Origin of the sequence: Kribbella orskensis (assembly GCF_004342085.1) — a bacterium.
In the GTDB taxonomy this organism is placed as follows: Bacteria; Actinomycetota; Actinomycetes; order Propionibacteriales; family Kribbellaceae; genus Kribbella; species Kribbella orskensis.
Genome location: NZ_SLWM01000024.1, coordinates 78294 through 90687 on the forward strand (window position 1 = coordinate 78294; position 12394 = coordinate 90687).

Annotated in this window: 11 protein-coding genes and 1 pseudogene; 10 read left to right on the forward strand and 2 right to left on the reverse strand. The window is 67.5% G+C overall.

The window, feature by feature from the left end; genetic code table 11:
* Positions 1-104 precede the first annotated feature (104 nt).
* From EV644_RS37195 to EV644_RS37245, 10 genes and pseudogenes are all read left to right on the forward strand, one after another.
* Entirely contained in the window at positions 105-2447 is a 2343-nt protein-coding gene (locus EV644_RS37195; RefSeq protein ID WP_199240216.1) for a site-specific integrase, read from the forward strand.
* Between the two features lie 405 nt (positions 2448-2852).
* Entirely contained in the window at positions 2853-3848 is a 996-nt protein-coding gene (locus EV644_RS37200) for an NADP-dependent oxidoreductase (protein WP_132195090.1), read from the forward strand.
* 45 nt (positions 3849-3893) lie between these two features.
* Positions 3894-4760 (forward strand): alpha/beta fold hydrolase, encoded by an 867-nt coding sequence (locus EV644_RS37205; protein WP_132195088.1) that lies wholly within the window; start codon positions 3894-3896, stop codon positions 4758-4760.
* A 37-nt stretch (positions 4761-4797) separates the two neighbouring features.
* On the forward strand, positions 4798-5604 hold the full coding sequence (locus EV644_RS37210; protein ID WP_132195086.1) for a strictosidine synthase: 807 nt from the start codon (positions 4798-4800) through the stop codon (positions 5602-5604).
* Positions 5605-5653: 49 nt separating this feature from the next.
* Positions 5654-6385 (forward strand): SDR family oxidoreductase, encoded by a 732-nt coding sequence (locus EV644_RS37215; RefSeq protein ID WP_132195084.1) that lies wholly within the window; start codon positions 5654-5656, stop codon positions 6383-6385.
* A gap of 59 nt (positions 6386-6444) precedes the next feature.
* Entirely contained in the window at positions 6445-7047 is a 603-nt protein-coding gene (locus EV644_RS37220) for a TetR/AcrR family transcriptional regulator (protein ID WP_132195082.1), read from the forward strand.
* Between the two features lie 411 nt (positions 7048-7458).
* Entirely contained in the window at positions 7459-8391 is a 933-nt protein-coding gene (locus EV644_RS37225) for an alpha/beta fold hydrolase (protein ID WP_132195080.1), read from the forward strand.
* 278 nt (positions 8392-8669) lie between these two features.
* Positions 8670-9370 (forward strand): annotated as a pseudogene (locus tag EV644_RS46835) (error-prone DNA polymerase); the annotation flags it as partial.
* A 37-nt stretch (positions 9371-9407) separates the two neighbouring features.
* Positions 9408-9587 (forward strand): hypothetical protein, encoded by a 180-nt coding sequence (locus tag EV644_RS47975; protein ID WP_369410590.1) that lies wholly within the window; start codon positions 9408-9410, stop codon positions 9585-9587.
* A gap of 647 nt (positions 9588-10234) precedes the next feature.
* Positions 10235-10486, forward strand: a complete 252-nt coding sequence (locus EV644_RS37245) for a hypothetical protein (protein ID WP_132195078.1) — start codon at positions 10235-10237, stop codon at positions 10484-10486.
* Positions 10487-10514: 28 nt separating this feature from the next.
* Here the strand turns inward: EV644_RS37245 and EV644_RS37250 are convergent, their stop codons facing one another.
* Together EV644_RS37250 and EV644_RS37255 are read right to left on the reverse strand one after the other, a co-directional pair.
* Positions 10515-10835, reverse strand: a complete 321-nt coding sequence (locus tag EV644_RS37250; protein ID WP_370451524.1) for a choice-of-anchor M domain-containing protein — start codon at positions 10833-10835, stop codon at positions 10515-10517.
* Positions 10836-11496: 661 nt separating this feature from the next.
* The gene (locus EV644_RS37255; protein WP_241999292.1) at positions 11497-12171 is read right to left on the reverse strand and encodes a CPBP family intramembrane glutamic endopeptidase; all 675 of its coding nucleotides are present in this window, start codon (positions 12169-12171) and stop codon (positions 11497-11499) included.
* Positions 12172-12394 lie beyond the last annotated feature (223 nt).

Consider the following 12394-nt stretch of genomic DNA (forward strand, 5'->3'; position numbering starts at 1 on the left):
GGCGGCGCGCGAACCAGACCCGCAGGGCCGCTGGGTCTTCGACCAAATTGCTGTCGCTGGGCACTGTCGCGCCGGATCCTCGTGTCGATGCCAACGGCCGGATTGTGAAGACGCGCGCCTACGACCTGGGGTCGCCGCCACCGCTGTTGCCCGGCGACGCTGCCGGCCACCTGGTGCAGGGGCTGGACCGGGACGCGACGGTCGACTCCGTGCTGGATCATCTCGGCGACTCGTTCCGGATCAAGCCCGTGCGGCCGGCGATCCGTAGGGTTTTGGAGTGGCTGGAACAGTTTCCAGGCGACAGTTGGGAAGAGCGGTGGCTGTCCAGCGGCGCAGACGCGGCACCGCGGGCATGGCGTGGCGCGGTGGTCGGCCCGGACGAGGCCCTGCAGCGAAAGATCGGCTACGCGGCCAACGCGTTGATGGCCGGTCGCGTGCTGCGGCCGTCGTACGGGTGGCAGCTGGAATCGCGAGCCGGTGCGCACCTGCCGGCCAAGATGCTGAGCGTCAACGACCCCGAGACCGCTGGACGGCTGCGGGCTCTCCCGACCTACCGCGACGCGTTGCTGCGGCACCAGTTCGACGCCGAGGGCTGCCTGTCGCGGGTAATGATCCGGACCGGGCGGCGCCTTGAGCAGCTGCAAGGCGAGCAACTGCTCCACTACGCCGACGTCGTGAAGACGTCAGGGCGGCACCGCCGCGAGCATCTGGCGTGGGAGCTCATGGTCGCCTTGGGCCCGTTCTCGAGTGAACCGGCGACGCTGCGGGCGGCGTGGTCGGCCAAGGGCAACACCCGCCAGCACTCAGCGGCAACGCTCGTCGACCGGTACGGCATCCCGCCGTCTGGCGTGCGGGACGTGCTGGTCGACTACCTCAACGAGATCAAGGCCGGGATGGACTACGGGTCACTGCAGGGCCTGGCCTACCGGCTTGCGCGGCTGTTCTGGTGGGAGGTGCTTCAGATCAACCCGGATCAGCAGGATCTGCGGCTCGCCCCGGCCACAGTCGCGACCTGGCGGGAGCGGCTCGCGATCACCACCGATGGGCTGCCGCGGCGCGAGATCCACTCGATCCTGTTCGCGGTCCGCGGCTTCTACCGTGACCTGGCGGAGTGGTCGCACGACGAACCGGTCCGCTGGGGAACCTGGGTCGCGCCGTGCCCGGTGGCTCGCCGTGAGTCGAAGCTGGCTTCGAAGGTGCGGCGCCAGCAGAAGTCCCGCACCCAGGGCCGCACTCGAATGCTGATGCCGCTGCTGCCAGCGCTCGTGGCCGAGGCTGCACGGCGCAAGGACTGGTCCGAGCGGCTCCACGCCGCGACCCTGGCCGCCGAGCCAGGCGAGGTCTTCACCGTCGACGGGGCGACGTTTCGCCGAACAGCACCGCGGGCTCGGCCGCTGCGCGATGTCGCCAGCGAGCTGCGCGCCGAACTCGTCTCGCCAGCACCTGACGGGCCGGCGATCCGGCTGCAGTACGGCGTCGTGAACGTCACCCAGGCCGAATCCGACGGCTTCTGGGCATGGGCGATCGTCGAGACGCTGCGCCACACCGGCGTCCGGATCGAAGAGCTGCTCGAGCTGACCCAGCTGTCGCTGCGCCACTACACCTCGCAAACGACCGGGACGCTGGTGCCATTGCTGCACATCGTGCCCAGCAAGACCGATGCCGAGCGGCTGATCCCCATGAGTCCGGAGCTGGTGACGGTGCTGCTCGCGGTGCAGCGCCGCGCAAAGGCCGGCGGCGCGCAGGTGCCGCTGTCGGTGCGCTACGACCCGCACGAGCGGATCCACGGCGAACCGTTCCCGCACCTGTTCGCCCGCCGGATCGGCACCCGCCAAGAAGTCATCTCCTACGCCGTCGTGCGACGTCTGCTGGGCGAGCTGGCCGCCGACGCCGGCCTGTCCGATGCCGGGCAGCCGATCAGGTTCACCCCGCACGACTTCCGGCGGCTGTTCACCACCGAGATGGTCTCCAGCGGCCTGCCGCTGCACATCGCCGCCACCTTGCTCGGCCATCTCAACCTCGACACCACCCGCGGCTACACCGCCGTGTTCCCCGAGGAAGTGATCGCCGCGCACCGGCACTTCATCGAACGCCGCCGCGAGCTGCGCCCGTTCGGGGAGCTGCGATCGGCGTCCGGGGAGGAATGGGACGAGTTCGAGCAGCACTTCTTGCTGCGCAAGGTTGCCCTCGGCGGCTGCCACCGCCCCTACGGCACGCCCTGTGTCCACGAGCACGCCTGCAGCCGGTGCCGGTTCCTGCGCGTCGACCCCGCCCAGCTACCCCGTATCGAGGAGATGACCTGCAACGCAGAAGCACGTCTGTCCGAGGCACAGGACAGGGCCTGGCTCGGCGAGGTCGCCGCCTTGGAAGAGTCGCTGAAGCACCTCCGGCAGCGGCGAGCCGAAGCCGAGAACCAGCTAACCGCCGCCATCCACCAAATCAGCTGATCAGACGGCAGGGAGGGTTTCCACTTCGTAAGGAATGAAGTCGAAGCGGTGGCGAATCAGCCGCACGGGTCCGGTGCTGGTCGCCGCATCTATCGGGGTGGTGGCCGGTCGGCGACGGGTGACCGGCGGCCGACGGCGTGGAGTCGGTTGGCGCACTCGACTTGAACCAACCCGAAGTACCGCGTCCGCGGACGCCGTCACTCCACACGCGAGGGGGGCATTCGTGTGCCCGGATCGTGGTCGCGGAGCCTACGCCGGGACGCGTACCCGGCGCGAGCGATCGGCGGCCGACCGCCTCGCCTGGCGTCTCCCTTGACAAGTTTACTGAGTAGACTCATTATTGAGTTAACTCAGATTGATTGATCCAGGACAAGTCAAGTGATCGGCACGAGAAGGAAAGTCGCCATGCGAGCGTTCGTCGTCAAGCAGTACAAGGGGCCGTTACAGCCAGCGGATGTCCCCGAGCCCGTGGTCGGAGAGCACGACGTGCTCGTCCAGGTCCGGGCTGCCGGGCTCAACCTGCTGGACGAGAAGATCCGGGCCGGCGAGTTCAAGCAGATCCTTCCGTACAAGCTGCCGCAGATCCTCGGCAACGACGTCGCCGGAACGGTGATCGGCGTCGGCGCGAAGGTGCAGGGATTCAGGCTCGGCGACGAGGTGTACGCCCGGCCCGACAAGGACCGCATCGGAACGTTCGCGGAGCGCATCGCGATCGCCGAGGCCGACCTTGCGCTCAAGCCGGCATCGGTCAGCCTCGAGGAAGCCGCCTCGCTACCGCTGGTGGCCTTGACCGCATGGCAGGCACTCGTCGAGCGGGGCAACCTGCAGCCGGGGCAACGGGTCCTCATCCACGGCGGCGCCGGCGGAGTCGGGACAATCGCGATCCAGCTCGCCAAGCACCTCGGCGCCACGGTCGCCACCACGGTCAGCACCGGCAACGTCGACTTCGTGCGCGAGCTCGGTGCGGATCTCATCATCGACTACCGCAGCCAGGACTTCGAACAGCTCCTCGACGGGTACGACCTGGTACTGGACAGCCTCGGCGGGAAGAACCTCGAGAAGTCGCTGCGCGTACTACGCCCCGGCGGCAAGGCGATCGGAATCGCCGGGCCGCCCGATTCCGCATTCGCCCGCGAGCTCGGCACGACCCCGGTACTCCGGCTGGTGATGACCGCCCTCAGCAGCCGCATCCGCCGCCAGGCCCGGCGCCTCGGCGTGACCTACGAGTTCCTCTTCATGCGCGCCAGCGGCGACCAGCTTCGCCAGATCACCGCCCTCGTCGACAGCGGCGCGCTGCGCCCCGTCGTCGGACGCGTCTTCAACTTCGACCAGACCGCGCAGGCAGTGCAGTCACTGGAAAACGGCGGCATCCGCGGCAAAGCCGTCATCAGCAGGACCTGAACAAACCCACCTCACCGCGTACGAACCAGGAAGCAGGAGAACACCATGAGCACGAACAGGCACACACACGACGCGATCATCACCGCCTACAAGGACGCGCCCGCCCGCACGGTCGACGCCAACGGCGTCACCTACGCCTACCGCGAGCTGGGGCCGAAGGGCGGCATCCCTGTCGTCTTCTTCGTTCACCTCGCCGCGACCCTCGACAACTGGGACCCCCGGATCATCGACCCCATCGCCGCGGAGCACCACGTCATCGCCTTCGACAACCGGGGCGTCGGAGCCTCGACCGGGCGCGTTCCCGACAGCGTCGAGGCGATGGCCGACGACGCCTACACCTTCATCACGGCGCTCGGGTTCGACAAGATCGACATCTTCTCCTTCTCTCTCGGCGGCTTCGTCGCCCAGGCGCTGGTGGTGAAGCACCCCGAGCTCGTCCGCAAGCTCGTCCTCACCGGCACCGGGCCGAAGGGCGGCAAGAACATCGACAAGGTCGCCGGCACCACCTACTGGGACATGCTGCGCGCCGCCGCGACCCGGTCCGACCCCAAGGAGTTCCTGTTCTTCAACCGCAACGCCACCGGCAAGCCCGCCGCGCGCGCGTTCGTCAACCGGCTCAAGGAGCGCACCGCCGACCGCGACGCACCGATCACAGTCAAGGCGTTCCAGACCCAGCTGAAGGCGATCAAGACGTGGGGCCGCTCCGCCCCCGACGACCTGTCGAAGCTCACCCAGCCCACCCTGATCGCCAACGGCGACAACGACCGCATGGTGCCCTCGGTGCTGTCCGAGGACCTCCACCGCCGCATCAACGGCTCGGAGCTGATCATCTACCCCGACTCCGGGCACGGCGGCATCTTCCAGTTCCACCAGAAGTTCGCCCCGGTCGCGGTCGAGTTCCTCGCCCGCTGACCACCCGAACACCAGACCGCACGAGAAAGGCAACTCCATGAGCACGTCACTGTCCGCCGCGCCACTGGGCGTCAAGAAGCATCTCACCTCGTCGATCCTGCTGTGGGTGCGCACCGACCAGCCACGCCAGACCGGCATGGACTACTGGAAGGGCCCGCACTCAGGGATCATCTCCGCCACTCCGGGCCTGGAGGAGTACCGGCAGATCCACCTCGCCGAGCACAACCCGGGCCGGTGGCCGGCCACCGACGGGGTGGAGACCTCGATCCCCGTCGACCGCAAGATCGACGGCGTCGCGGAGGTCACCTTGCATTCGGCGCTCTCGCCGCTGAAAGGGCGCAAGCAGACGCAGCTCGCCTACAAGGACGAGATCAACGTGTTCCGCCGCACTCTCCTCTACGGCGGTCCACCGAACTCGTCGCGCTGGTACGACGTCGCCGGCCCGGCAGAGCCGGTCGGCGCCCGCGCCCTGATCTACCTCCGTCGGAGAGACGGGGTCGGCGCAGGTGAGTTTCGGACGTTCATCAAGAAGCAGCTCGTTCCCGCACTCGCCGGCACCGGAGCGCTCAAGGAACTGCGCACGCAGACGTTCCTGCCCTGGATCGAAAAGCTGTGGGACACCCCGAACGTCGCCCACGACAACCCCGACGACCAGCACTTCCACGCCTCCCTCATCCTCGGGTTCACCGACACAGCATCACGAGACGCCTTCTTCACCAGCAACGTGATCGAGGAACTGTCCCACCAGCTGGCACCGCTCGCCTCCGCGATCCACGCCTACGACGTCACCGCCGCCCTCACCTACGTCAAGAACGGCGACATCCTGCCGCACTACCAGCAATAGCGGGTCGCTCGCCCGCATGCCGCTATCCCACAACAGAAAGAACGAGAACATGCCTTCCCTCAACGGAGCAGTCGTCCTGGTCACCGGGGCAAACGGCGGCATCGGAACCCACTTCGTCCACCAAGCGCTCGCGCGCGGCGCCGCGAAGGTCTACGCCACCGCCCGCACTCCTCGCCCGTGGGATGACGAGCGCATCGTCCCCCTCACCCTCGACATCACCGACGCCACGTCCATCGCCGCGGCCGTGGGCGCTGCGCCAGACGTGACGGCGCTCATCAACAACGCCGGCGCCAACCCGCCAAGCGCAAGCCTGCTCGAGGTGACCGAGGCGGACATCCGGGCCAACATGGAGACCAACTTCTTCGGGCCCGTCCTCCTCGCCCGCGCGTTCGCGCCCATCCTGGCCGCCACGCCGCAGTCCCTCCTCGTTGACGTGCACTCGGTCGCGAGCTGGTACGGGTTCGGCGGCATCTACAGCGCCGCCAAGGCCGCGCTCTGGTCGGCCACCAACTCTCTGCGGCTCGAGCTCGCACCCAGTGGCGTCCACGTGACAGGCGTGCACATGGGGTACGTCGAAACCCGCATGGCCGCGCACACCGACGGGCCCAAGATGCAACCGGCCGAGCTCGTGACCAAGGTCTACGACGCCGTCGAGGCCGCTGAGTACGAGGTCATCGCCGACGAGCTGACCGCCCAGGTCAAGGCGGCTCTGAGCGGTCCGGTCGAGGCGCTCTACCCGGAACTCCGCGACAGGGCTCCTCTCGTCGCCGTGGAAGAATGAGCCCCGGCACATTCGAGCCCACACAGCAGGAGCCTGTACAGCAGACAAGGACGGCAGGCATGCCACTCTCCTCCCAACCAGTCGGCCGGCGCGAGCGAAACAAGCAGCAGAAGCTCGACCGCATCACCGCCGCCGCTCAAGCGCTCTTCGCCGAGCGCGGCGTCGACGAGGTCACCACCCAGGAGATCGCCGACAAGGCCGACATCGGCGCGGGCACGCTGTTCCTCTACGCCAAGACCAAGGGCGAACTCCTCCTGCTCGTGCAGAACTCCACCTACGCCGATGCGCTCGCACAAGGCAGGTCGGCGGCCAAGCACATCCCCGACCTGCTCGACGCGGTGCTGGCGATCGTCCGCCCGGTCGTGGAATGCAACCGCAAACAGGTCGACAACGGACGGACCTACCTGCGGGAAATCGTCTTCGGCGATCCCCAGGAGCCCCACCACCGCGACGCGCTCGCCCTGACCGTGCAGACCGAAAAAGCGATCGCCGACGTGCTACAGCGAGACGAACGCATCAACTCCGGCGACGCCGCAACCCTCGCGCACATCGTCTCCGCGATCATGTTCGTCAGCATGGCCGCGACACTCAACATCGCCAACCCACCCGACGAAATCGTGAAGGAGATCAGAGACCAGGTCCGGGTTCTCCTACCGAGGTGATGCCGGCCGCGATCACACGGCCGCTCCGCCCGCCGACGCGTGCTCCACGGCCCACGCGAGGACTTGTTCTGCGACGTCCCCAAGCCGTCCACGCGAAACGGCGGCAGCGACAGCTTCGGCTCCCCTGGCGAGAGCACCCATCTGCCAACGCCGAGCAGTCCCGCCTTGCACCCGCACGAACGGTGACCGCGTTCAACACCCGCACGTCCCACCGCGGTACGGGAATCGGGTGGCCGTCGGTACGCGGTACCTAATGACAGCTCATCTACCGACCGGGCAGCCGCCCGCTGACGATTGACAGGTTCAGTGAACCCATGTTGCCTGCGAGTACCACTGGGAAGGGCGGGAGGGATCTCCCTGAGATACGACGACTGGGGCATCCGGTCGCAGCAGTGGGCCGGATTGCGCAGCGTGTCGACGAGCGTGTGCGGCGTGCCCGTGCACTACGTCCGCGCGGAGCCCGCCTCGGCTGCTGCTCCCGACGCGCCGGTTCACCTGCTGGTGCCCCCGATGACCGGCAGCGCGAGCATGTGGATCGACCTCGTTCCTCACCTGAGACAGCTCGGGCCGGTGATTTCCGTCGACCTCCCGGGGACGATTACGGGCCACACCGGTGCTCCATATCGGGACGGGCCACGCCTGGGCCTCGACGCTCGCTTCGTGCCGGCCTTCGTCCGGCAGCTCTGCCTCGACGGCCAGGTGGTGATGCACGGCTGGTCGACGGGTGGACTGGTGGTGGCGCTGGCCGCAGGGATGATGCCCGACAAGACTCGGGGAGTCGTGCTGGTGGCCCCGGCGCTGCCGTGGCGCCTGACATCACCAGCCGAGGCGCTCGCGTGGCAGACGCTGGGACGCCTCGCCGTCGCAGCCGGCCCGCCCGCGACACGCATCATGCTGCGACTCGCGGGCCGGCGCATGCTGGACGCCAAACGCGACGCGATCAAAGATGCTGGCACCATCTCAGGCGGCCGCACCGACCTCATCGGCGGAGACCCGGGCCGTGTCTCACGCGCGCAGGTCGACCTGTGGCTCGATGACGTCGAGGCGGCGCGCGAGCACCCGGAACGGCTGGCGGGCACGGCCACGGCGTGCGCGTCGATCATCAAAGCCATGTTCATCACACAGCGCCGGACGAACGAAGCGTTAGATTCCATGCAGGCGCCCGTACTTGTGCTGTGGGGAAGCGACGATCCGCTGGTCGACCCCACCTCACTCATGCAGCACGCCCGGCGGCCGAACTGGACACCCCGACCGATCGACGACGTTGGCCACCTGCTGCCCGTCGAGGCGCCCGACCTCTGCGCGCAGGCAGTCGGCCAGTGGCTCACCGACCTCGGGGCGTGAACGCCGACAGTCTTGATACTCGCGGAATCTGACGTCCTACAGCGCGGTTGCCAATTCTGCCGCGACCGAGGCGACAGCTTGACTAGTTCAGTGAAGGAAGCCATCCCACTTCGGCTCATACCTCGACCCGCAGCACCTTCTCCCCAGGCAACGCCTCCACCGCTTGAGCCAGCTCGAAGTCCACCGGCCCAGCCAGCCCCACCGGCAGATCCACCATCACGCCACCACCGCAGGTCCGCGACACCTGTCGCGCACAGCAACCCACCTGACGCCAGCCACCTGACCTCTACGGCCTGCCGTTCGAGCGGTTCCTGGCCGCGACCCGCACCGAGGAACCCGACATCGACGTCGACTTCGACTCCGACCGCCGCGAAGAAGTCATCCAGTACGTCTACGACAAGTACGGGCGCCGCAACGCCGCCCAGGTCGCCAACGTCATCTCCTACCGACCCAAGTCCGCCGTACGCGACATGGCCAAGGCCCTCGGCTACTCCGTCGGGCAGCAAGACGCCTGGTCGAAACAAGTCGACGGCTGGTCACCCGAGATCACCTCGACCGACCACGACATCCCCTCCCCGGTCGTCGCGATGGCCGGCGAGCTGCTGAAGGGTCTTCGACGAGGTCGATCGTGTATTGCAGCGCGGCGAGCATGCCGAGGCCGAGCAGGTCGAACATCACCAGGCCTATGTAGGCGCAGTCGTCCTTGTCCCAAGGGGCTCGGTGAGAAGTGGGAGCTCCGCACCATCCCCAAGGAGGAGCAGGGCGTCTACGACCAGCTCTGCCGAGCCGACTCCGTCGGCGTCTTCCAGGTCGAGTCCCGCGCCCAGATGGCCACCCTCCCCGGCTGCGGCCGCGCCGCTTCTACGACCTGGCCTGCGAGATCGCGCTCATCCGCCCCGGCCCGATCCAAGGCGGCGCCGTCCACCCCTTCGTCCGGCGGATGACCGGCCAGGAACAGGCAACGGCCAGCCACCGCCTCCGGCGTCACCTTCCTCAACCTCGAAGACGAAACCGGCATGATCAACGTCATCGTCTCCCCCGGCTGCTGGGCCCGGCACCGAAAAGTTGCACGCGACTCATCCGCACTGATCGTTCGTGGACGCCTCGAGCGAGCCAACGGCGTCACCAACCTCGTCGCCGGTCAGCTCGAACGACTCCCCCTCGCCGCGCGCACCACCTCGCGAGACTTTCGCTGAGCGCCACGCGTAAAACTGACCCGGTATCACGATGAAGATGTTCGGGTATCGCTTTGGTACGAGTTCCGGTGGCAGCTCGGGCGTCCCGTGTTGGTCGTTGCTATCGACAACGACCCCGCAGTCGGCTGGTGAGTGATTGCCGAACGGCTGGGTAACGGATCTACGGAATCCCTCGATGTCACGATGTACTGTCATGCTCGGCGACGACCTGGCCGTCCCCGAACCCTCGCCCCTCCCCAACCGGCGGTGCAGCGGCTTACCACGAACGCCTGGCAACCTCACCATGGCGACTGGTACTGCGCCAACCACGCCCAGGCCAGGCAGTGAGCGACGCCAACCCGGGCAAAGACCGACGGCCAGAGCGATCCGATCGATCCCATCCTGCGGCAGCACCGGATGGTCGCCGAGTCCGCCCAGGCCCGCTGGCTACCTCGTCGCCCTGGTCCCGCCGGAGCCCGCTTCGAACGCGGCCTGCTCATTGACGGGCCCGAACTCGCTGCCTGACAACCCGGCTCACCAAGGCAGCGCCGTCGCGCGCGTAGCCGCGCCGCGAACCTCTCCCCGCCCCGATCTGGACTCACTGCGACTCTTGTCGTCGGCACGCGCACGGGAGGAAGGTGGGAGCCAAGCGACCCAGAGGAGTCAAAGTGAGCACGCACACCGAGCAACCCGATCACGAGCACCTGCCGGACGACGGCTGCGAGACAGTGCTCCACGGCGACCACGTGGACCATGTCCACGACGGCGAACGGCATGCGGAGACCAAGGTGCACGCCGGCCACGGTGATCCGCACATCGAGGGCGACGGTTGCGAGACGGTCCAGCACGAGGATCACGTGGACCACTTACATGACGGTCATCGACACCACCAGCACGGCGACCACGTGCACGAGCACTGACAGGCGGCGATGCTCAAGATATCGACAATCATGGCAATAAGATCGGGTGATGCCCGATGAGCGTGGTGGGAGGCGGCATTGGCGGCTCGTACGGGCCCACGACAAGAGTGCACTCGACCGCCCACGACGTCACCGCCGCTCCGGCCGCCATGGTCGCCGACGCCTGGACGGTCAGCTTGTAGGTGCCCAGCTGACTGAACGACCCGTTCGCGTGCCCGTGCCGCCCGACCGGCAGACGCAGTGTCTGGTGCGGCGGCTCGACCGAGCTGAACAATCGCGGCACCGCGCCGGTGAACTCGTCGTAGTCGAAGAACATCTCGACCGCGCCAGGACCCTGGGCACCGACCAGTAAGGTCGACTAGGTCGCCTTCCGAAGCTTCGTGCGCTAGGCGGTTCGTATTGCAATTCGAGGCCGTCACCAAGCGCATCGCGCAGCCGACGGTCGGACGCTGGTGATCGCCTCGCACGGTATGACGATGACGCTGTGGCTGACGGCAGCCGTCGGTCTGCATGAGCCGGGTGCAATCGGCGCAGGACCACCCCGATTCGACACCGAACTGGTCCCTTGGCTACGCGGGCCTGATCTGGTCGCGCCGATTCTCGCGTGCTCGACGGCGAGCACGAACGGCGTCAGGGCAACGAGCCCAGCAGGATACGACAGGCGTCGTCTCATCAGATCCCCTCCGGCGTGGGCGGCGGTCCCCCGGCACCGCTGAAGTCAACTTCTCGGAGAGTACGGCGGTGCAATGAGTTCGCGGAAGCGTTTCAGTGGCGAGTTCCTGCCAGTCCAAAGCTTGGTTGCCGCAAGCAACGGTCACGGTTCGCGACCGGCGCCCGCCGCCGACCCGAGGCCGCGGGCGAATTTGCCCGAAACACGGGGAAGGCGCATCGGCATGACCCCGATCACCAGCGGTGTCCGGAGGGCTGCCCGCGAAGACGAAGGATTACCCCTGCGGGAGACCCTTGGTAAGTGTCCCCCGATCGATGTGCCGACCACCTTGGGGTTCAGCTCAGCCGGGCAGCCAGCCGACCTTTCCGATCAGATACGTCGCGCCGACAAGCGCTACGACATCGATCAGCGTGTGTGCCACCACCAACGGCATCACTCGACCCCATCGCCGGTAGAGGTGGCAGAACAGCACACCCATGACCACATTGCCCACGAAGCCGCCGAGGCCCTGATAGAGGTGGTAGGAGCCACGGAGAAGCGCGCTTGCCGTCGTACTGCGTCGGCGGGACCAGCCGAGTTGATCCAACCGACGAGTGAGATATCCGAGGACGACGACCTCCTCGAGCACCGCATTCTGCGCAGCGACTGCGATCAGGACCGGCAGTCGCCACCACGTGTCCGGCAGTTGCGCCGGCTCAACGGTCAGGTTGGCCCCGGAGGCGTGGGCCGCGAGGTAGAACGCCAGACCCGCCCCGCCGACACAGGCCGCCACCGCTGCTCCGCGCACCAGATCCCGCCAAGGGTCGCGCCGGTCAAAACCCAGGCTCCGTAACGATTCACCGCCGCGAGCCAGAAGGTGCGCAACAAGTGCGACCGGCACCAGCGCCGTTGCCACGCCGAAGACCTGCCAGGCCAGGTCCAGCCAGGGCCGGCCCGGGGCACGCGAGCCGACGATCACCGCCGTCTGACCGCTGAGAGGCTGGTGCGAGGTCAGCACACCGGCAAAGGAAATCACCGCCGAAACCGCCGAAGCACCGAGAGACAACGCTAGGACCAGCCAGACTTCCCTCGTCAGCACACCTCGACTCTCCGGAGGGGCCGTAGCAGTCATCTGGTCTGCTTGGCCGGCGTAGTCAGGAGAGTCATCGGAGCCGCTCACACTTTCAACTATGCCCCGATGGGTTGAACCCACGGCTTCTCCACCCGCATCGTCCAGGCGACGACACGAAGTACGGAAC

Bases quoted from the DNA above. Each gene is read 5' to 3' on its own strand.
- EV644_RS37215 (WP_132195084.1), top strand. From the start codon at position 5,654: ATGCCTTCCCTCAACGGAGCAGTCGTCCTGGTCACCGGGGCAAACGGC.
- EV644_RS47975 (WP_369410590.1), top strand. From the start codon at position 9,408: ATGATCAACGTCATCGTCTCCCCCGGCTGCTGGGCCCGGCACCGAAAA.
- EV644_RS37210 (WP_132195086.1), top strand. From the start codon at position 4,798: ATGAGCACGTCACTGTCCGCCGCGCCACTGGGCGTCAAGAAGCATCTC.
- EV644_RS37220 (WP_132195082.1), top strand. From the start codon at position 6,445: ATGCCACTCTCCTCCCAACCAGTCGGCCGGCGCGAGCGAAACAAGCAG.
- EV644_RS37200 (WP_132195090.1), top strand. From the start codon at position 2,853: ATGCGAGCGTTCGTCGTCAAGCAGTACAAGGGGCCGTTACAGCCAGCG.
- EV644_RS37205 (WP_132195088.1), top strand. From the start codon at position 3,894: ATGAGCACGAACAGGCACACACACGACGCGATCATCACCGCCTACAAG.